This is a genomic window from Bacteroides sp. L008 (assembly GCF_040812255.1).
Taxonomy (GTDB): domain Bacteria; phylum Bacteroidota; class Bacteroidia; order Bacteroidales; family Bacteroidaceae; genus Bacteroides; species Bacteroides vicugnae.
The window spans coordinates 520,320-541,351 of sequence record NZ_JBFNXO010000002.1; the positions used below are offsets into that span (position 1 = coordinate 520,320).

The window sequence follows — 21,032 nt, forward strand, 5'->3', positions numbered from 1 at the left end:
GTCATTTACTTGTCAATGATAACAGACATACCCGGACGGAGATTTTCCACCTTTTCTACCGGAGAAGCTTTCACCTCGAATGTTTTCAGATCGAACTGTCCGGTGGTTTTGGTTGCTTTCCAAGCAGCATAAGTGCCTAAATCTTTCAGATAGTATACTTTGAGTTGGATCTTTTTATTATCCAAAGCAGGAATGACAGCCTCGAACTCCGAACCCATCGTCAGGTTCTTCAGCAGATCTTCGCGTACATTGAATGTTACCCACATATCGTTGAGTTCAGCGATATTCATGATAGGAGCACCGGTACCAACCAATTCGCCTACCTTCGGGAATATTTCAGAAACTTCCCCGGCAGCCGGAGCGATGAGATAAGTTTCCTTAATATACGATTCAACTTCGGCAACAGCTCCTTTCGCCCGGTTTACCAAAGCTTCCGCAGCCATCTTATCTTCACGTTCGGCTCCATTCTTCGCCATGGTATATTGTGCTTTGGCAGCTTTCTCTGTTGCAATACTTGCATCCCGTTGCGCAGTCACTTCATCCAGCTTCTGTGCAGGCATCACTCCCTGTTCATAGAGATTCTTGATGCGTTGGTATGATTTCTCGGCAATGGTAACGCCTGCTTGGGCTTTTTGCCACATTTCATAAGCTGCCTGGATTTGTTCCTCCCGTGCGCCTTTGATTGCTTTTTCATTTTGTGCCTGTGCAGCTGCTTCAGCAGCACGTGCCTGTTCCATTTTTGCTACCACGTCAGGAGCTTCCAAAATGGCTAGTGTATCCCCGGCATTGACACTTTGCCCTTCTTTCACGCGAAATTCCAGTATACGTCCCGGAACTTTACTTGAAACGCGATATTCGGTAACTTCAGCCTGTCCCTGTATAATTTCAGGACCTTTGCGGAGCATGAAGAAGCCAACGACTGCAACGATTGCAATAACTCCCAACAGAGTAAGGAATGCAAGCAGCATATTGCTGTTTTGTGATTTTATAGGTGCCATATTAATATGAATTTAAATGATAGTTGATAAATGATAAATGATAAATGATAGGTGATAACTGATAGTTGATAGATGATAACTGATAGTTGATAACTGATAACTATCATTTATCAACTATCACCTATTTCAGAGTTCCCAAAGATTTCTTCAGATAGATTTCCGTCAGCTTCACATCTATTTGCGCGTCAATCTTTTCTGAATGAGCAGACAACCATGCTGTTTGTGCTTCAAGAACATTGCTGGTGGCAATCACTCCTTCTTTAAAACCAAGTGTTGCATAGCGTAGATTTTCTTCCGCTTTTTCCATGTTTTTAGAAGACATTACCAATTTCTTACCGGCTTCTTTTACCTTGAATGCGGCTTGATTGACCTGTAATTCTATTTTTTCACGAGCATCCTGAAGTTGATACTGTGCAATACGAGCTTCGGCTTTTGCCGCTCTGGTTTTATAAATACCTTCTCCCCAGTGCCATATAGGTATCTGTACCATCACTCCCACATTCCACATACCTTTGAACTTGTTTTCAAAGCTATTGAAAACCGAGGGATTGGTTACCATATAATTTCCCATCAATGCGATGGATGGAAGATGTTCTGCACGGGTTACATTTACTTTCTGTTTATAAATCTGCGTTGCCAATTCGAGGCTACGTATTTCCGGACGATTCTCATAAGCGGTGGATAGATCGAAATGAGGGTCCGTTGTCAGTAATGGAATGTCTTCCATATTTTCGTCTGCCAGTGTGATGGGAGAACTAAGATCAATGCCACATAGTTGACACAACAACATTCGCGCAAGACTCAATCCGTCTTCCACTTTAGTCAGTGTCATTTCCGCTTCATTTACCTTGACGCGTACAGACAAACCGTCTGCTTTCGTAGCTACTCCTTCATTAATCATTTTCTCTACATCGCTGTCCAGCTGTTGCAAAAGCTTTAGATAACCTTCCGCCAACTTCTTTTTGTTAACCAGCGAAATAACTTGCCAGTAGGCTTGGTCCGTACTCATGATCACTTCCTGCATACCGCCGTGATGTTGTTCTTGGGCCAACTCTTCGGCATACTTTGTAATTTTGTTGTATGCACGGATCTTCCCACCCATATATAAGGGCTGTGTCAATGTAATGGCACCTGCATAGACATTTCGGGTGTCTGTGCGGAGCGCATCCACTAAAGAGTTTCCCGCTTGATCGAGAGCGGGTAGAGCTCCACTTAAAGAAGAAATAAGTGGCGCCAAGTCTGGGTATGCTGTTACAATCTCGTGTGCGGCCTGTTGGAAAGGCACAGCCAGATTCGTTCCTAATCCTGAAAGCGCAGCTTTCTGGTCATTATTTAATAATGAAAACTCTTTCTGGTTCCTCATGTAAGCTCCCGTTGCCGAGAAATTAGGCAAATAATTTGTAAATGCAGCTTTCCGTTGATAATGAGCAGCATTTATTTTTTCATTGCTTATCAACAAATCTTTGTTGTTGGCAAGAGCTAATGCGCGGCAACTATCCAGACTTAGAAAGCTCTGCGCTTTTACTGTAAAAGTGAAACTTAACAGAAATGTCAGAAAAAAAACTTTTTTCATCGCATCTTGCATATTAATAAGGTGATACTTCTATTTTAAATAACCCTGTTCTTATGTAATTTGTTTATTAAAGTAGTCAGTTTTTTTGTACTTGTTTACTTAAACAATAATTGCATAAACAACGATGCAAATGTATATGCTTTCTGTGAGAACTCAAAACGAATTAGCTTTTTTTAGAAATATAGTGGGGTTGGATTCTGTTGAAAAGAAAGAAGGCTGTTTCTCATGACGAGGAACAGCCTTTCTTGATATATAAAGTAAGGGGATTTTAATTACAGAGCACCTACTTCTTTCAAAGCAGCGTTCGTTCCGTGAACAGCTTTTGCGCTAGCTGCGAACTTAGCTTTTTCGTCTTCGTTCAGGTTCAGTTCAACGATCTTTTCGATACCGTTCTTGCCAAGGATTACAGGAACGCCGATGCAAAGATCTGATTCGCCGTATTCACCTTCCAATAATACAGAACAAGGAACCATCTTCTTTTGGTCGTGAAGGATAGATTCAACTACGAATGCTCCCGCTGCACCCGGTGCATACCATGCAGAAGTACCCAGCAATTTAGTCAGTGTAGCACCACCTACCATTGTAGCAGCGGCAACTTCTTCCAGTTTTTCGGCAGAGATGAAGTTGGATACAGGCATACCTTTGTAAGTAGCGAAACGAGTCAAAGGAATCATAGTAGTATCACCGTGACCGCCGATAACCATACCTTCTACTTCGTTAGCGTTGCAACCGATAGCTTGAGACAAGAAATATTTGAAACGAGAGCTATCCAGAGCACCACCCATACCGATAACACGGTTTTTCGGCAAGCCCAGAGCTTTCAATGCCAAATAAGTCATTGTATCCATTGGGTTAGAGATAACAACGATGATAGCGTTAGGAGAATATTTCAACAGGTTTTCTGCTACCGATTTAACGATACCGGCGTTCACACCGATCAGTTCTTCACGAGTCATACCCGGTTTACGAGGAATACCTGAAGTAATCACAACAACGTCAGAGTTAGCAGTCTGAGCATAGTCGTTCGTGCAGCCTATCAATGTAGTGTCGAAACCCAACAATTGAGCTGTCTGCATCATATCCATTGCTTTACCTTCTGAAACGCCTTCTTTAACGTCCAGCATTACTACTTCGTCTGCTACTTCATTAAAAGCAAGTACATTTGCACATGTAGCACCTACGTTACCTGCGCCTACTACGGTTACTTTTGACATAATACTATATATTTAAAAAGTTGATAATTTGTTTTATCTTTTAGCGCGACAAAATTACAACGATAATCCTGATTAAAGAAATTTTTCCGTAATAATTTTAGTTAAAGGTCTAAGTTCTCCCGAATGGACAGCTATAATGGAAAAAAAAGTGGTCGGACAAGCCGTTGGCAAGCGTGGAAAAGAAGCGGAGAATAAGCAACGAAAACGATACAAAAACGAGGGTGTCCGAAGAGGGGTGCACAAAGCGCTGAAACGCCCGCCAGTAAAGGGGGAAAACCCAATGGAAACCAGTAGAGTAGAGAAGAGTAGAGAAAAGAAGAGTAAGTAAAAGTATTATTTCTGTTATAAACAACAGCAATAATACTGGGCAGAGAAGACAGCTTTTGCTGCTGCCGCTGTCGGTTCGGATCACTTCGCCGGTGCTGTTTCTGTTCCCGCGTCCTTCATGAATTGTTCGTCCGGCAGATGACCGACTTTCGTCTGGTAGGTTGTTGATGCTCGTCCGGTGGGTAACGGACATTCACACGGTAGATAACATACGTTTGTCCGTTAGGTAAATGCTATATTATTTCTCGGGCTACCGCTTAGCGTACGGACATGAGCTGAATGGATATTTATTGAAACGCAGATTAATGCAGATTTTCGCAGATTATTTCAAAAACTCTCACTTTTTATACTTGACTTCTGTTGCGAAATGATTACTTTTGCGCACGTTATCAATTCACAACTGAAACTATGAGTAAAAAAAGCCTTCTTATTGCGGCCGTGGCTATCTTGGTGATAGCTATTATTGGTATTACTTATTTATTGTTTACCGAAAAACAAGCTAACCGGGAGTTAGTGCAGGAATTCCAATTAGACAAGGAAGATCTGGAAAACGAATATGCCCGTTTTGCACAACAATATGATGAGTTAAAGATGACGATTTCTAATGACTCTTTATCTCAATTACTGGAACAGGAACAATTGAAAACTCAACGTCTATTGGAGGAACTTCGTACTGTGAAGAGCTCGAATGCGACAGAGATTCGTCGTTTAAAGAAAGAATTGGCTACTTTGCGTAAGGTAATGGTTGGCTATATCAATCAGATCGACTCTTTGAATAAACTGACTGCACAGCAGAAACAGGTCATAGCTGAAGTGACCCAAAAGTATAATCAGGCTTCACGACAGATCGATAACCTTTCTGAAGAAAAGAAGAATCTGAATAAAAAGGTGACGTTAGCCGCACAACTCGATGCAACTAATATTCGTATCGAACCACGCAATAAACGTGGCAAAGCTGCAAAGAAAGTGAAAGACGTGGTGAAGCTGGCTATCAGTTTCACGGTCGTGAAGAATATAACCGCTGAAAACGGTGAACGTACCATCTATATACGTATTACCAAACCCGATAATGATGTACTGACCAAGAGTGCATCCAATACTTTCCCTTATGAAAACCGTACATTGGTTTATTCAATTAAGAAGTATATTGAATATAATGGAGAAGAACAGAATATCAATGTGTTTTGGGATGTAGAAGAGTTTCTATATGCCGGAAATTATCGGGTAGATATTTTTGAAGGCGGGAACCTGATAGGTTCGCAGTCGTTTACATTAAATTAATATCGGGGTATTTTTCTCTCTACCGATATTTTAATTTCCTTCTATATTAACTAACCCGATGGTCTGTTTTTAATATTTCTTCGGGTAACAGTTGTTCTTTTATGGATGAACTGGAGAAAGAACTGCATAAATAATTGCAATAATATACAGAAAATAGGGCGAGCGTAGCATGAATTTGCATATAATATGCCGCTTTTTAATCATAGAAGCCTTCATTGGATTAAAACCAACGAGATGTCCCTCACCGAGGAAGGATAAGTTCCTCGGTGAGGGACAACTCGTTTCTCGGTGAGGAACTCATATAGGAATGATTGGAAACTGTTTTTTCTCTAGTTTGTATGCGAATAAAGATAAGGAGAAACTGATAAAATGAATGACTCTTGTCTATAAAAGAATGATTTGTAAATGCAATCAGGGTATTTTAATCTTATCGGGTAAATATAGGGGAAAATAATGTCAATGTGATTTCTGAAGATAGTAAATCCCGGCCTTTTTTGTCTTTAGTTGGAATCCTATACCCAAATTGTTGCATTCTCAACAGCTTGAATGTCCCTTTTTTTAGAAGTTCTATTTTTAAGTACCGTATAGTTGAATCAGGCGATGAGGAATAACGGTTGTATAATGTAAACTGCTTACCGTCTTCCATCAGCTCCCCACATCATCTTGCTGCGGAGTGTATCGAAAAAAATGTGATTAAAACGTTTCACCACCTTTACACTGTAATCTGCCCGGCGAATGGTTAGTTGAGTCGTTTCTTTGCAGGTTTCGCTCCTCCCGTCAATGGCGACGAGGAAGTTGTGACTTCTGCTTTCTACATCTAATGTAATCTCCCAATCATCCCGAATAACGATAGGGCGGACGTTGAGACTATGCGGAGCTACCGGAGTGATGACAACCGTGTTGGAATGGGGAACCATAATCGGACCACCTACACTCAAAGAATAGGCTGTGGAGCCGGTAGGAGTCGCAATTACCAGCCCGTCAGCCTGATAAGTATTCAGATACGCACCATTAATAGCTGTTCGGATACTAATCATTGATGAACTGTCCCGTTTAAGAATGGCAATTTCGTTGAGGGCATACGGAGAATCTTGAAGATGTTTGTCGTTGCAGATCAACTGAAGTACACTTCGTTCCTCTACACTATATCTTCCGGCTTGGATTTCATCGAATGTTTCCTCCATTTCTTCCGGTGAAATATCAGCTAGAAACCCTAGACGTCCTGTGTTAATTCCCAGAATAGGGATCCCTTTTCTTCCTACGCGGCGGGCAGCTTTCAGAAATGTTCCGTCGCCTCCGATACTGATTACCATATCGGCAGTAAAATCATCACCATCAAATAATAGATCTGCTTCAATATCCATATTTTCTGAAACTAGGAATTGGTAAAATTCCCTGCACATACCAATCTCTGCTCCCTGTTTCTTTAAAAGTTTAAACAAGGTGACAGCATGAGAAGACTTTTTAGCCTGATAAGTATTTCCGAAAATGGCAAATTTCATAAGCAACATCATTAGTTCAGGATGCAAATTTGGCATTTTTTCTTGGATTTCTACTTTAAATAACCAAAAAAGAGTAGAGAATGCGTTTCGTATTATTAGGCAACTAATAATAATATTTGTATTTTTGCGGCAAATATAACGTAGAACTATGACTAAATTAAGTGTAAACATAAACAAGATTGCTACACTAAGAAATGCTCGCGGGGGAAATGTGCCCGATGTAGTAAAGGTGGCGCTTGATTGTGAATCTTTTGGTGCTGATGGTATCACCGTTCATCCCCGTCCTGACGAGCGTCACATTCGTCGTTCGGATGTATATGATTTGCGTCCTCTGTTGCGGACAGAATTCAATATTGAAGGTTATCCGTCCCCGGAATTTATTGACTTAGTGTTGAAAGTAAAACCTCATCAGGTTACTTTAGTTCCCGATGATCCTTCACAGATCACCTCCAATTCCGGTTGGGATACGAAAGCAAATCTGGAATTTCTGACTGAAGTTCTCGATCAATTTAACAGTGCCGGCATCCGTACTTCCGTTTTTGTAGCGGCTGATCCTGGAATGGTGGAATATGCGGCAAAAGCAGGGGCGGATCGTGTCGAACTGTATACAGAACCTTATGCAACAAACTATCCTAAGAATCCGGAAGCGGCCATCGCTCCTTTTATCGAAGCTGCGAAGACTGCCCGTAAACTGGGGATCGGATTGAACGCCGGTCATGATTTAAGTCTGGTGAATTTAAATTATTTCTATAAAAACATTCCTTGGGTGGATGAAGTGTCTATCGGACATGCGTTGATTAGCGATGCACTGTATCTGGGACTCGAACGTACCATTCAGGAATATAAAAACTGTCTACGCTCATGAATGCAATGATCTTGTTAGCCCAAGGGGCTATGAATATGGCCGACTCACTGGCTACTGCCAACCCCGTGCTGACGGAGGTAAACACTCCTGAAATGAACATGCTTGATATGGCTGTCAAGGGTGGATGGATTATGATTGTGCTGGGCGTACTGTCGGTTGTCTGCTTCTATATCCTGTTTGAACGTAACTACATGATTCGCAAGGCAGGAAAAGAGGACCCCATGTTTATGGAACGGATTAAAGACTATATTCATAGTGGAGAGATCAAAGCGGCTATTAACTATTGCCGCACGATGAATACTCCTTCGGCACGTATGATAGAAAAAGGAATCAGCCGTTTGGGACGTCCTATTAACGATGTGCAGGTAGCTATTGAGAATGTGGGTAATATTGAAGTTGCAAAGCTGGAAAAAGGACTGACTGTGATGGCAACTATTTCCGGAGGCGCTCCGATGCTCGGATTTCTCGGTACGGTGACCGGTATGGTACGTGCTTTCTACGAAATGGCGAATGCCGGAAGCGGAAACATTGATATCACTTTGCTTTCCGGAGGTATCTATGAAGCTATGATTACAACGGTCGGTGGTCTGATTGTCGGTATCATCGCTATGTTTGCCTACAATTATCTGGTGATGCTGGTAGACCGTGTGGTAAATAAAATGGAATCTCGTACAATGGAGTTCATGGACCTGTTGAACGAGCCTGCAAAATAATTCGCAGATGGGATTAAAAAGAAGAAATAGAGTATCGCCCAATTTCAGCATGGCCTCCATGACGGATGTCATCTTCCTGTTGCTGATATTCTTTATGATAACCTCTACGGTGGTGTCGCCCAATGCCATCAAGGTATTGTTGCCTCAAGGCAAGCAGCAGACTTCGGCCAAACCGCTGACAAGAGTGGTTATCGATAAGGACTTGAATTTCTATGCCGCTTTCGGCAATGAAAAAGAGCAGCCGGTGGCGCTGAACGATCTGACCTCTTTTTTGCAGAGTTGTGCAGAGAAGGAACCGGAAATGTATGTGGCATTGTATGCGGATGAATCGGTACCTTACCGTGAGATTGTAAGGGTATTGAACATTGCAAACGAGAATCATTTTAAGATGGTGCTGGCTACCCGCCCGCCTGAAAAAAAATAAGAAACAATGGACAGAAGAAAAAAGGGTGAATACATAGGAGCGCTCGGTGCACTATTGGTGCATGTGGCAGTGATTGCTCTTTTGATTCTGGTGAGCTTTACTGTCCCCCAACCGGATGAAGATGCAGGTGGAGTGCCCGTGATGCTGGGGAATGTGGACGCAGCGAGCGGTTTTGATGATCCTTCTCTGGTAGATGTGGATATTATGGATGAAGATGCGGCAGCACCGCCTGCAGAAACAGAACCGCAACTTCCTTCGGAACAGGATTTACTGACACAGACTGAAGAGGAAACGGTCACTTTGAAACCTAAAGCGGAAGAACCGAAAAAAGAAACGGTGAAACCTAAAGAGGTGGTCAAGCCGAAAGAGCCGGTGAAGAAGCCGGAAAAAACGGAAGCGGAAAAAGCTGTGGAGGCGAAACGACTGGCGGAGGAAAAAGCGGAACGTGAACGTAAAGCTGCCGAAGAGGCTGCTAAAAAGAGGGTGGCCGGTGCGTTCGGAAAAGGAGCGCAAATGACAGGTAATAAAGGAACAGCAGATAGTGGCACGGGAACCGAAGGTAGCAAAGAAGGTAATTCTTCTACCGGAGCGAAGACCGGAACTGGTGGTTATGGAACATTTGACCTTGGCGGACGTTCTTTAGGTACGGGTAGTTTGCCGAAGCCTGTATATAACGTGCAGGAAGAAGGACGTGTAGTGGTGAATATCACCGTGAATCCCGCAGGACAAGTAGTGTCGACCAGCATTAGCCCTCAAACGAACACTGTAAACTCTGCTTTACGTAAAGCAGCGGAGGATGCAGCTAAGAAAGCCCGTTTTAATACGATCGATGGAGTGAATAACCAGACAGGGACAATCACCTATTATTTTAACTTGAGATAGTATCATTAACCAAATATATTAAGCATTATGGGAACTGTATACGCTTTTTTTGCAGATGGTTTTGAAGAAATTGAAGCCTTTACTGCTATTGACACGTTGAGACGTGCCGGACTGAATGTAGAAATCGTATCCGTTACACCGGATGAAATTGTAGTGGGAGCACATGATGTATCTGTTCTTTGCGATATCAATTTCGAGAATTGCGATTTCTTCGATGCTGAACTTTTGTTGTTGCCGGGAGGAATGCCGGGAGCTGCTACACTTGACAAGCACGAAGGATTGCGTAAATTGATTCTTGATTTTGCTGCAAAAGGTAAACCTATTGCTGCCATTTGTGCTGCTCCGATGGTGTTGGGTAAACTGGGGCTGCTGAAAGGAAAGAAGGCTACCTGTTATCCGAGTTTCGAACAATATCTGGATGGCGCCGAATGTGTAAATGCACATGTCGTACGTGATGGAAACATCATTACGGGGATGGGACCGGGTGCTGCTATGGAATTTGCCTTGGCAATCGTTGATCTGTTGGCAGGTAAAGAAAAAGTAGGCGAACTGGTAGAAGCGATGTGCGTTAAACGCTAAACCGCCCATGAAGAAAAATGTAATCATTGTCGCCGGTGGAAAGGGCTTGCGAATGGGAAGTGATCTCCCCAAACAATTCCTTCCCATGGGGGATAAACCTGTGTTGATGCATACCCTGGAAGTCTTCAGGAGATATGACGAGACACTTCAAATCATATTGGTGCTTCCGCAGGAGCAACAAAGTTTCTGGAAGCAACTTTGTGATAAACATCATTTTACGGTGAAACATGTCCTTGCGGAAGGAGGTGAAACACGTTTCCATTCCGTAAAGAATGGGCTGGCATTGGTGCAAGAGCCGGGATTGGTGGGGGTGCATGATGGAGTACGCCCGTTTGTATCAGTAGAAGTGATTCGCCGTTGTTATGAGTTGGCAGAGGTGCAGAAAGCCGTGATTCCTGTGGTGGATGTAGTAGAGACACTTCGCCATTTGACAGATGCCGGAAGTGAAACAGTCAGCCGGATGGATTACAAACTGGTGCAAACGCCGCAAGTGTTCGATGTAGAGTTGCTGAAACAAGCCTACGCACAGGAATTTACCCCCTTCTTTACAGATGATGCTTCCGTTGTGGAAGCGATGGGAATACCCGTTTATCTGGCAGAAGGCAACCGTGAAAATATAAAAATAACAACTCCTTTCGATTTAAAAGTGGGGAGTGCTCTTTTATAAATGTTTGATTTAGCCACACGCGACATAAAATTTATCTCCGGTGTAGGCCCTCAAAAAGCCGCTGTATTAAATAAGGAGTTGGAAATCTACTCCTTGCACGATTTAATTTATTATTTCCCTTATAAATATATTGACCGGAGCCGCATCTATTACATTCATGAAATAGATGGCAATATGCCGTATATTCAGTTGAAAGGAGAAATCCTCGGTTTTGAGACTATTGGTGAAGGACGGCAACGCCGTCTGACAGCGCATTTCTCGGATGGCACAGGAGTCGTTGATTTGGTGTGGTTTCAAGGCATAAAGTATATCTTGGGAAAGTATAAACTTCACGAGGAATATATCATCTTTGGCAAACCGACTGTTTTCAACGGACGTATCAATGTGGCGCATCCCGATATAGATAAACCGGATGATTTGAAACTTTCCTCGGTGGGACTGCAACCTTATTACAGTACGACGGAGAAGATGAAACGCAGTTTCCTCAACTCTCACGCGATTGAGAAGATGATGGCAACGGTGATTCAGCAGATACAGGAACCTCTGCCTGAAACACTTTCTCCCAAGTTGCTGACGGAGCATCATTTGATGCCTTTGACGGAAGCGCTCCGGAATATCCACTTCCCGACCAATCCCGATGTCCTTCGTCGGGCACAATACCGTCTTAAATTTGAAGAACTGTTTTATGTTCAGTTAAACATTCTCCGATATGCCAAAGACAGGCAGAAAAGGTATCGTGGATACATCTTTGAAAGAGTGGGAGATGTGTTCAATACATTTTATGCAAAGAATCTTCCTTTCCAACTGACGGGTGCGCAGAAACGGGTATTGAAAGAGATACGGAACGATGTCGGCAGTGGCAGGCAGATGAATCGTCTTTTGCAGGGAGATGTAGGAAGCGGAAAAACACTGGTTGCCTTGATGAGTATGTTGCTGGCATTGGATAATGGCTATCAGGCTTGTATGATGGCACCTACCGAAATCCTGGCAAACCAGCACTACGAAACCATCAAGGAATTGCTTTTTGGCATGGACATTCGTGTTGAGCTACTGACAGGTTCTATTAAAGGAAAAAGGAGAGAAGCGATTCTGACCGGATTGCTGACCGGAGATGTGCAGATATTAATAGGAACCCATGCCGTTATTGAAGATACTGTCAATTTCTCCTCTTTAGGTTTCGTTGTGATTGACGAACAACATCGTTTTGGCGTGGCTCAGCGTGCCCGTCTTTGGAGTAAGAATGTTCAACCTCCGCATGTACTTGTAATGACTGCCACTCCCATTCCCCGTACGTTGGCGATGACCTTGTATGGCGACTTGGACGTGTCTGTGATTGATGAACTTCCTCCCGGAAGAAAACCGATTACTACCATCCATCAATTCGACAATCGCCGGGAAAGCATGTATCGTTCGGTGCGTAAGCAGATCGACGAAGGACGTCAGGTTTATATTGTCTATCCGCTGATTAAAGAGAGCGAAAAGATTGATTTGAAGAATCTTGAAGAAGGATATCAGCATATTCTGGAAGAGTTTCCGAAGTGTACGGTTTGCAAAGTGCATGGCAAAATGAAGCCTGCCGAGAAAGACGAACAAATGCAACTTTTTGTTTCGGGTAAAGCACAGATCATGGTAGCTACCACCGTCATCGAAGTGGGAGTGAACGTTCCGAATGCTTCGGTGATGATTATAGAAAATGCAGAACGTTTCGGGTTATCGCAGTTACATCAGTTGCGCGGCCGGGTGGGGCGTGGAGCAGAACAGTCTTATTGTATTCTGGTGACGAATTACAAGTTGACGGAGGACACCCGGAAGCGATTGGAAATCATGGTGCGCACCAATGATGGCTTTGAAATAGCAGAAGCCGATTTGAAATTGCGTGGTCCCGGTGATCTTGAAGGTACACAGCAAAGTGGCATTGCTTTCGATTTGAAGATTGCGGATATTGTCCGCGACGGGCAACTGTTACAATACGTTCGTGCTATAGCTGAAAGTATTGTAGAACAAGACCCAGCAGCACAAAGTCCGGAGAACGAAATCTTATGGCGACAGCTTAAAGCCTTACGGAAAACGAATGTTAACTGGGCTGCCATAAGTTGAAAAACGGTTAAACATGCAGTTTATTTGCGTAAATGTGTTGCAAAACATATTTCGTCTCTATCCTCCCTATTTATAGGAGTTTAACGCCCTGATTGTCCCTTCTTTCCGTACTAAGCATCTGAAAAATAGTTAATAACTCCCTTGCCTTTTCATAGGAAAATACTATCTTTGGAGGAATTTTTTTAGTAAATGTATTGTTTAACCATTTGTAAAGTCGAGTATTATGCTTGAAAAAACGCTGGTCATTTTAAAACCGTGTACCCTTCAACGGGGATTGGTTGGTGAGATTACTCACCGCTTTGAACGTAAAGGATTGCGGTTGGCCGGCATGAAGATGGTGCAACTGACTGATGAATTGTTAAGCGAACATTATGCCCACCTTAGCGGCAAACCTTTCTTTCAGCGTGTGAAAGATTCGATGATGACAGCTCCTGTCATTGTTTGTTGTTTCGAAGGTGTGGATGCTATTCAAACAGTCCGTACGTTGGCGGGACCGACTAATGGACGTTTAGCTGCCCCAGGCACCATTCGTGGGGATTATAGTATGAGCTTTCAAGAGAATATAGTTCATACATCCGATTCTCCGGAGACGGCAGCTATTGAATTAACGAGATTTTTTAAACCGGAAGAAATATTCGATTACAAGCAGGCAACATTTGACTACCTGTACGCAAACGACGAATATTAATTGAATTGACAAAGAACGAATGAATTTTAGCATTATTAAAACAGGATTGGTCGCTGTTGCGGCTATGGTCAGTCTGAGCTCTTTCTCGCAAGACCTGATTGCCCGCCAAGCACCGATAGACAAGAAATTAAAATCAGTAGACTCTTTGGCCTTGCAGAAGCAAATCCGCGCCGAACAGTCCGAATATCCCGCCCTAAGTCTTTATCCAAACTGGAACAACCAGTATGTGCATGCTTACGGAAATGCTATTATCCCTGAAACGTATACAATCGACCTGACTGGTTTCCATATGCCAACTCCGAGTACTAAAATTACTTCGCCTTTCGGGCCTCGTTGGAGAAGAATGCATAATGGCCTCGACTTGAAGGTTAATATCGGTGATACAATCGTTGCTGCTTTTGACGGTAAAGTGCGTGTAGTGAAGTATGAGCGCAGAGGTTATGGTAAGTACGTTGTTATCCGTCATGATAATGGATTGGAAACTGTATACGGACACTTGTCTAAACAATTGGTTGAAGATAATCAGCTGGTGAAAGCCGGTGAACCGATTGGTCTGGGTGGTAACACCGGACGTTCTACTGGTTCGCATCTTCATTTCGAAACCCGCTTCCTGGGAATTGCCATTAATCCGATTTATATGTTCGACTTCCCGAAACAGGATATCGTTGCCGATACTTATACGTTCCGCAAAGCAAAAGGCGTGAATCGTGCAGGTTCTCATGACACTCAGGTGGCTGACGGTGCTATCCGTTATCACAAGGTGAAGAGTGGCGATACATTGTCCCGCATTGCTAAGTTACGGGGCGTATCAGTCAGCACGCTTTGCAAACTGAACCGCATCAAACCGACCACGACTTTGCGTATCGGACAGGTTTTGCGTTGTTCATAAAATAGATAGCTTATAAAACAGTAATACAATATCTTTAGAAGAGGGCACTTTAATATAATTTAGAGTGCCCTCTTTCTGTTTTTACTTAATTATTGTTACCTTTGCGCACTATTTGGAAGAAGATGAAAGATACCAAGCAACAATTTGAACATGTCATCGCCTTGTGCCGTGACTTATTTTCCAAGAAGCTGCACGATTACGGGCCTGCATGGCGTATCCTGCGTCCGGCTTCGGTGACTGACCAGATTTTTATTAAAGCCAATCGGATTCGTAGTATTGAGACCAAAGGAGTGACCTTGATTGACGAGGGAATCCGTGCAGAGTTTATTGCGATTGTCAATTATGGCATTGTCGGACTCATCCAGTTGGAGCTGGGGTATGCCGAATCTGCCGACATCAGCAATGAAGAAGCGATGGCTTTATACGATAAGTATGCAAAAGGGGCATTAGACCTGATGCTTGCCAAAAACCATGATTATGATGAAGCCTGGCGGAGTATGCGTGTCAGCTCTTACACAGACTTGATCTTGATGAAGATTTACCGTACCAAGCAGATTGAGAGCCTGGCCGGCAACACATTGGTGTCAGAGGGAATTGATGCCAATTATATGGATATGATTAATTACTCTGTTTTCGGACTGATTAAGATAGAATTTGAAGGATAAGAACTTACATATCATTCAGGAGGTAGTGGCGAATATGTGTCGCTTTCTTTTGGCGGCATCGTTCATCTTTTCCGGATTTGTAAAGGCAGTTGATCCACTGGGGTTCCAGTATAAGATACAGGATTATCTGACCGCATTCGGAATGGATTCCTGGTTTCCTTCATTCTTCCCTTTATTGGGAGGCATCACTTTATCAGCCATTGAGTTTTTTATCGGTATCTCCTTATTCTTTGCTACCAGAAGAACCTTGGCTACTTCATTGGCTTTGATGCTGATGATTTTCATGACACCACTGACTTTGTATCTTGCCATCTTTGATCCGGTTTCGGATTGTGGCTGTTTTGGAGATGCCTGGGTGTTGACAAACTGGGAGACATTCGGGAAGAATATAGTTCTGCTGTTTGCAGCAATGATGGCTTTCCGTCACAGAAGGATGCTGATTCGTTTTATCAGTGTGAAGATGGAATGGTTGGTTTCTCTCTATACGCTGTTTTTTGTGTTTACTTTGTCATTCTATTGTTTGGACCGTCTGCCTGTTTTAGATTTTCGTCCTTACAAGATCGGAAAGAATATTCTGGAAGGGATGACAATGCCCGAAGGAGCGAAACCGAGTGTATATGAAAGCATCTTTATCTTGGAAAAGAACGGAGAGAAGAAAGAATTTACGTTGGATAACTATCCGGATAGTACCTGGACATTTATCGACACGCGGACAGTCTTAAAGGAAAAAGGATATGAACCGGCTATTCACGATTTCTCTATGATTGATCTGAATACGGGTGAGGATATAACAGACGATGTCTTGACGGATATAGGATACACCTTCCTGTTGGTTGCCCATCGGATTGAAGAGGCGGATGATAGTAACATTGATTTGATTAATGAGATATATGACTATTCGGTGGAGCATGGCTATAAGTTTTACTGCCTCACTTCTTCACCGGAAGAGCAGATCGAATTGTGGAAGGACAAGACGGGAGCCGAATATCCTTTCTGTCAGATGGATGATATTACATTAAAGACGATGGTTCGTTCCAATCCGGGATTGATACTGATTAAGAACGGAACAATTCTGAATAAATGGAGCGATGAGGATATACCGGATGAATATGTGCTGACGGACAAGCTGGAAAATCTGCCGTTAGGAAAGCAGAAAGTGAGCAGTGATACTCATACGGTGGGATATGTATTCTTATGGTTTGTTATTCCGTTGTTGTTAGTGCTCGGAGTGGATGTTTTGGTCGTTCGCCGCAGAGAACGGAAAAACGCGAAGCGGAAGCAACGAGAGGAAGAGGTGAAAAACAAAGAAATGGAAATAAAGAACCAAGGAATAGAAGAACGAGAATAAGAAATGAATGATAACGATCGACCCTCTGTAACGAACACTAATTTCAATCGTTCAATCGTCAATCGTCCAATCGTAAATTTATTAACCCTTTAAAATAAAAAACAAAATGAGAAAGAACATTGTTGCAGGAAACTGGAAAATGAACAAAACCCTTCAAGAGGGTATCGCTTTGGCTAAAGAACTGAACGAAGCATTGGCTAACGAAAAGCCTAACTGTGATGTAATCATCTGTACTCCGTTTATCCACCTGGCTTCTGTTACTCCGTTGGTAGACGCTGCAAAGATCGGTGTAGGTGCTGAAAACTGTGCAGACAAAGCATCAGGTGCATATACAGGTGAAGTTTCAGCTGAAATGGTTGCTTCTACAGGTGCAAAATATGTAATTCTGGGACACTCTGAACGTCGTGCATACTACGGTGAAACAGTTGCTATCCTGGAAGAAAAAGTAAAATTGGCTTTGGCTAACGGCCTGACTCCGATTTTCTGTATCGGTGAAGTGTTGGAAGAACGCGAAGCTAACAAGCAGAACGAAGTGGTAGCTGCACAGATGGAATCTGTATTCTCTCTGTCTGCTGAAGACTTCTCTAAGATTGTATTGGCTTACGAACCGGTTTGGGCTATCGGTACAGGTAAAACAGCTTCTCCTGAACAAGCACAGGAAATCCATGCTTTCATCCGTTCTATCGTAGCTGACAAGTATGGTAAAGAAATCGCAGACAATACTTCTATCCTTTACGGTGGTAGCTGTAAACCTTCTAACGCTAAAGAACTGTTCGCTAACCCGGACGTTGATGGTGGTTTGATTGGTGGTGCTGCTTTGAAAGTATCTGATTTCAAAGGTATCATTGATGCCTTCAACGCATAATTAAAACTTTTTTCAGGCACGGATTTCACGGATTACACGGTGTTTTTGTCTATGAAATCTTAAAAACCGTGTAGTCCGCGTAATCCGTGCCTAAATACTGTTTATTAAATGAAGAAAATAGCTTTACTTACTTTGTTGCTGGCTTTGGCAAGTGTTGGCATACAAGCGCAAAGTATTATCAAGAGTCTGGAACGTAACATTCCGGGGCAAGGAAAGGTGACTATCCATCAAGACCCCCGCATTGAGGCTCTCATAGGTATGGAACGTCCTGCAACAGGTGAACAGAAAGTAATAAAGACTTCCGGGTTCAGAATTCAGGCGTATGCCGGTAATAATACTCGTCAGGCGAAGAATGATGCTTATCATGTGGCATCACGTGTGAAAGAGTATTTTCCTGAATTGACGGTATATACTTCGTTCAATCCACCTCGTTGGCTTTGTCGTGTAGGTGATTTCCGTAGCATTGAAGAAGCGGACGCAATGATGCGTCGGTTGAAAGCTACCGGTGTGTTCAAAGAGGTTTCTATTGTAAGAGACCAGATCAATATCCCTTTATAATTGTATCATGTTAGAAAAAGAAGAAATTGTTTCTCCGAATCTGGAGGAGTTGAAGAGTCATTATCGTAGTATTATAACTTTGTTGGGTGAAGATGCCGAAAGGGAAGGGTTATTAAAAACTCCGGAACGGGTGGCTAAGGCAATGTTAAGCTTGACGAAAGGGTATCATATGGATCCTCATGAAGTGCTTCGTTCCGCTAAATTCCAGGAAGAATATAGTCAGATGGTGATTGTGAAAGATATCGATTTCTTCTCTCTTTGCGAACATCATATGTTGCCGTTCTACGGAAAGGCGCACGTGGCTTATATTCCTAACGGCTATATCACGGGGTTGAGTAAGATTGCCCGTGTAGTCGATATATTCTCTCATCGTCTGCAAGTGCAGGAACGCATGACACTGCAAATCAAAGAGTGCATTCAGGAAACCCTGAATCCACTGGGTGTAATGGTAGTGGTGGAAGCCAAACACATGTGCATGCAGATGCGTGGTGTAGAAAAACAAAACTCTATTACTACTACTTCTGACTTTACCGGAGCTTTCAATCAGGCAAAGACTCGTGAAGAGTTTATGAATCTGATTCAACACGGAACTTTATAGAGAAAACCTCTAAAAAATGCGATTTTGTTCCAGCACCGGGGAACGTAGGCTTCGGCATCAATGAGGAGGGTGTGCGGCACCGGTGAAGGCATGGCTTCGCACCGATGAAGATTTATCGCAGAACAACCCGGTCTCCCAAGCGTTTTGCCATGATGCTTTGTACGGTTCTCAACTCATTATAGCGTTGCATAAGTGAGTCACATTTCTCATTATCATGGGCAAGAGCAGGATCTTGTAGGGCATAAAGCATGTGCTTTAATTCCTCTGTTACGATTGCATACTTGAAGTTAATCATTAACATCGGAACCAGTTCATAGAGCCGTTCTTCATCCGTCACGATCTTTTGGGACTTGGAGTGATATTTACTAAGCTGATAACGCACATTAATCAAGTCTACACTCAATTTACTGATTACCGGATCAGGATGTGCCAGGAAATAACGTTCGGCAATGAAGTTGGAATCGTGCATGTGTGCAGCAGCTTCCGATAACATTTGGCGGTGCAGCGGATTATGGAAGGCTAACTCATCCTCTTTCAGATCATTAACCACATATTCTATGACGGTTACCGGAATTTCATTTCCTTCTTCATCGGTCAGGTTACACATGATTTTCTCTCCATAACGAACTACCGCCTGTAATATCAGTCGCTCGAATTTGTAGAATTCCTGCCCTTCCTTTCCTTCCTGTGGAATAAAGGAAGCATAACTGTCTTCCTGCAGAGCAGGAGGAACATCTGTATATCCGCCATCCACTTCAGGAGGTAACGGAATATCTCCATTAGGCATTGGAACATCTTCAGGAGGTGTGCTACCCTGTGACATCATAGCTGTTCTTTCAGCCATCCGGCGTTCCCGTTCCGTTTGCTCGGCTCGCTTTTCCGCTTGAGTTTCCCGCCTCTTGGCAACTTCCGATACAAGCAGTTTGTCTTCTACATGAAGTAGTTGGGCACATTCTTTGATATAGACATCTCTAACAATCGCTTCCGGAATGACAGAGATACTTTGCACCAGGTTACCAATCAGTTCCGCACGCTTGATAGGGTCTTTTCCTGCATCCTCCAGCAATAAGTTCGTTTTGAAGCGGATAAAGTCCGTTTCATGTTCCGAGATGAAGGCTTGAAACTCCGTAGAGTTATGTTTACGGGCAAAAGAGTCCGGGTCGTCCCCATCGGGAAGAAGACAGACTTTGATATTCATCCCTTCTTCCAATAACATATCAATTCCTCGGATAGAAGCCTTGATACCTGCTGCGTCACCGTCATAAAGCACCGTCATATTGTTGGTGAACCGATGGATCATACGGATTTGGCCTGGCGTGAGGGCTGTTCCCGAAGAAGCAACCACATTCTCTATGCCGGATTGATGCATGGAGATCACATCCGTGTAACCTTCAACTAGAAAGCAGCGGTCTTGCTTTACAATAGCCTGTTTGGCGAAATATATACCGTATAATTCGTTGCTTTTGTGGTAAATTTCCGATTCGGGCGAATTGACGTATTTAACTTTAACCCCTTTCGTTGCACTGGCAAGTACACGTCCGCCAAAAGCCACCACTTTGCCGGAAAGCGTGTGGACAGGAAAGATAACACGTCCCCAAAAACGATCCCGTAACCGGTGGTCATCCGTTTCATAACAAAGTCCGGTCTTTACCAGATACTCTTTCTTATATCCTTTTTGGATTGCTTCTTTGGAAAATGCATCATGACTTTCGGTGCAGTAGCCTAACTGGAATTTCTCAATAATGTCATCGCGAAAGCCACGATTACGGAAATAGGCCATACCGATGCTACGGCCGTCTATATGATTCTTTAGTATATTCTGGAAATAATCGCGTGCAAAGTTATTGACAATAAACAGACTTTCACGTTCGCTTTGCACAAACTTCTCCTCGTCACTTAATTCCCGTTCCTTGATTTCGATATTATATTTCTTGGCAAGGTACTTCAATGCTTCCGGATAAGACATCTGCTCGTGCTCCATAATGAAATGCACGGCATTTCCACCTTTTCCACAAGCAAAACACTTGCATAATCCTTTGGCGGGAGAGACATAAAAAGAAGGGGTTTTATCACTGTGGAACGGACACAAACCGACGTAATTGACACCACGTTTGCGCAGGGTGACAAAATCTGAAACGACATCTATAATTTGTGCCGCATCTAATATCCGGTCTATGGTAATTTGATCTATCATTCTTTCTCCTGTGAATCCGTTTTTGCGGATACAAAGGTACACATAAAAAAATCCCCTGCAAAGAACTTTTTTGCAGGGGATCGTTAAATCTTGGCACCGGTATTG

The 21,032-nt window shown here is 43.1% G+C and carries 21 protein-coding genes; 16 read left to right on the plus strand and 5 right to left on the minus strand.

Features of this window, described 5'->3' with window-relative positions; all coding sequences use genetic code 11:
* Window positions 1-5: 5 nt before the first annotated feature.
* From AB3G73_RS21275 to mdh, 3 genes are all read right to left on the minus strand, one after another.
* On the minus strand, window positions 6-998 hold the full coding sequence (locus AB3G73_RS21275) for an HlyD family secretion protein (RefSeq protein ID WP_148366541.1): 993 nt from the start codon (window positions 996-998) through the stop codon (window positions 6-8).
* A 121-nt stretch (window positions 999-1,119) separates the two neighbouring features.
* Window positions 1,120-2,571: a TolC family protein gene (locus AB3G73_RS21280; RefSeq protein ID WP_195648626.1), complete on the minus strand. Its 1,452-nt coding sequence runs from the start codon at window positions 2,569-2,571 to the stop codon at window positions 1,120-1,122.
* Window positions 2,572-2,843: 272 nt separating this feature from the next.
* Window positions 2,844-3,785 carry a malate dehydrogenase gene (mdh, locus tag AB3G73_RS21285; protein ID WP_148366539.1) on the minus strand — a complete coding sequence of 314 codons (942 nt, stop codon included), beginning with the start codon at window positions 3,783-3,785 and terminating at the stop codon, window positions 2,844-2,846.
* Window positions 3,786-3,921: 136 nt separating this feature from the next.
* On the opposite strand from mdh, the gene AB3G73_RS21290 reads away from it, so the two are divergent.
* Complete coding sequence (locus AB3G73_RS21290) at window positions 3,922-4,113, plus strand: hypothetical protein (RefSeq protein WP_167511845.1); 192 nt, start codon at window positions 3,922-3,924, stop codon at window positions 4,111-4,113.
* Between the two features lie 407 nt (window positions 4,114-4,520).
* The gene (locus AB3G73_RS21295; protein ID WP_148366538.1) at window positions 4,521-5,393 is read left to right on the plus strand and encodes a hypothetical protein; all 873 of its coding nucleotides are present in this window, start codon (window positions 4,521-4,523) and stop codon (window positions 5,391-5,393) included.
* A 632-nt stretch (window positions 5,394-6,025) separates the two neighbouring features.
* On the opposite strand, the gene AB3G73_RS21300 is transcribed toward AB3G73_RS21295, so the two are convergent.
* Window positions 6,026-6,895, minus strand: coding sequence for an NAD kinase (locus AB3G73_RS21300; protein ID WP_148366537.1), 870 nt, complete (start codon window positions 6,893-6,895; stop codon window positions 6,026-6,028).
* Window positions 6,896-7,043: 148 nt separating this feature from the next.
* On the opposite strand from AB3G73_RS21300, the gene AB3G73_RS21305 reads away from it, so the two are divergent.
* The 14 genes from AB3G73_RS21305 (at window position 7,044) to folE (ending at window position 18,733) form a co-directional block, all read left to right on the plus strand.
* The gene (locus AB3G73_RS21305) at window positions 7,044-7,760 is read left to right on the plus strand and encodes a pyridoxine 5'-phosphate synthase (protein ID WP_148366536.1); all 717 of its coding nucleotides are present in this window, start codon (window positions 7,044-7,046) and stop codon (window positions 7,758-7,760) included.
* Complete coding sequence (locus tag AB3G73_RS21310; RefSeq protein WP_148366535.1) at window positions 7,757-8,473, plus strand: MotA/TolQ/ExbB proton channel family protein; 717 nt, start codon at window positions 7,757-7,759, stop codon at window positions 8,471-8,473. The genes AB3G73_RS21305 and AB3G73_RS21310 overlap by 4 nt, the downstream gene beginning before the upstream one ends.
* A gap of 7 nt (window positions 8,474-8,480) precedes the next feature.
* A complete protein-coding gene (locus AB3G73_RS21315; RefSeq protein ID WP_148366534.1) occupies window positions 8,481-8,897 on the plus strand; it encodes a biopolymer transporter ExbD in 417 nt (138 codons plus the stop codon).
* 6 nt (window positions 8,898-8,903) lie between these two features.
* Window positions 8,904-9,779, plus strand: a complete 876-nt coding sequence (locus AB3G73_RS21320; protein WP_367745572.1) for a cell envelope integrity protein TolA — start codon at window positions 8,904-8,906, stop codon at window positions 9,777-9,779.
* Window positions 9,780-9,806: 27 nt separating this feature from the next.
* Entirely contained in the window at window positions 9,807-10,358 is a 552-nt protein-coding gene (locus tag AB3G73_RS21325; RefSeq protein ID WP_148366532.1) for a DJ-1 family glyoxalase III, read from the plus strand.
* 7 nt (window positions 10,359-10,365) lie between these two features.
* Window positions 10,366-11,025, plus strand: coding sequence for a 2-C-methyl-D-erythritol 4-phosphate cytidylyltransferase (locus tag AB3G73_RS21330; protein ID WP_367745574.1), 660 nt, complete (start codon window positions 10,366-10,368; stop codon window positions 11,023-11,025).
* Entirely contained in the window at window positions 11,026-13,122 is a 2,097-nt protein-coding gene (gene recG / locus AB3G73_RS21335; protein WP_195648623.1) for an ATP-dependent DNA helicase RecG, read from the plus strand.
* A 223-nt stretch (window positions 13,123-13,345) separates the two neighbouring features.
* Complete coding sequence (gene ndk / locus AB3G73_RS21340) at window positions 13,346-13,810, plus strand: nucleoside-diphosphate kinase (RefSeq protein ID WP_148366529.1); 465 nt, start codon at window positions 13,346-13,348, stop codon at window positions 13,808-13,810.
* 19 nt (window positions 13,811-13,829) lie between these two features.
* Window positions 13,830-14,699, plus strand: coding sequence for a peptidoglycan DD-metalloendopeptidase family protein (locus AB3G73_RS21345; RefSeq protein ID WP_148366528.1), 870 nt, complete (start codon window positions 13,830-13,832; stop codon window positions 14,697-14,699).
* A 122-nt stretch (window positions 14,700-14,821) separates the two neighbouring features.
* The gene (locus tag AB3G73_RS21350) at window positions 14,822-15,364 is read left to right on the plus strand and encodes a DUF1599 domain-containing protein (RefSeq protein WP_074636678.1); all 543 of its coding nucleotides are present in this window, start codon (window positions 14,822-14,824) and stop codon (window positions 15,362-15,364) included.
* Window positions 15,354-16,712 (plus strand): BT_3928 family protein, encoded by a 1,359-nt coding sequence (locus tag AB3G73_RS21355; RefSeq protein WP_148366527.1) that lies wholly within the window; start codon window positions 15,354-15,356, stop codon window positions 16,710-16,712. Before AB3G73_RS21350 ends, AB3G73_RS21355 begins: the two co-directional genes overlap by 11 nt.
* A gap of 106 nt (window positions 16,713-16,818) precedes the next feature.
* Complete coding sequence (gene tpiA / locus AB3G73_RS21360) at window positions 16,819-17,577, plus strand: triose-phosphate isomerase (protein ID WP_004307847.1); 759 nt, start codon at window positions 16,819-16,821, stop codon at window positions 17,575-17,577.
* Window positions 17,578-17,685: 108 nt separating this feature from the next.
* A complete protein-coding gene (locus AB3G73_RS21365; RefSeq protein ID WP_148366525.1) occupies window positions 17,686-18,135 on the plus strand; it encodes an SPOR domain-containing protein in 450 nt (149 codons plus the stop codon).
* 7 nt (window positions 18,136-18,142) lie between these two features.
* Entirely contained in the window at window positions 18,143-18,733 is a 591-nt protein-coding gene (gene folE, locus AB3G73_RS21370; protein WP_004324710.1) for a GTP cyclohydrolase I FolE, read from the plus strand.
* Between the two features lie 112 nt (window positions 18,734-18,845).
* Here folE and dnaG read toward each other — a convergent pair whose 3' ends face one another.
* Window positions 18,846-20,927 carry a DNA primase gene (gene dnaG / locus AB3G73_RS21375; RefSeq protein ID WP_234132354.1) on the minus strand — a complete coding sequence of 694 codons (2,082 nt, stop codon included), beginning with the start codon at window positions 20,925-20,927 and terminating at the stop codon, window positions 18,846-18,848.
* Window positions 20,928-21,032 lie beyond the last annotated feature (105 nt).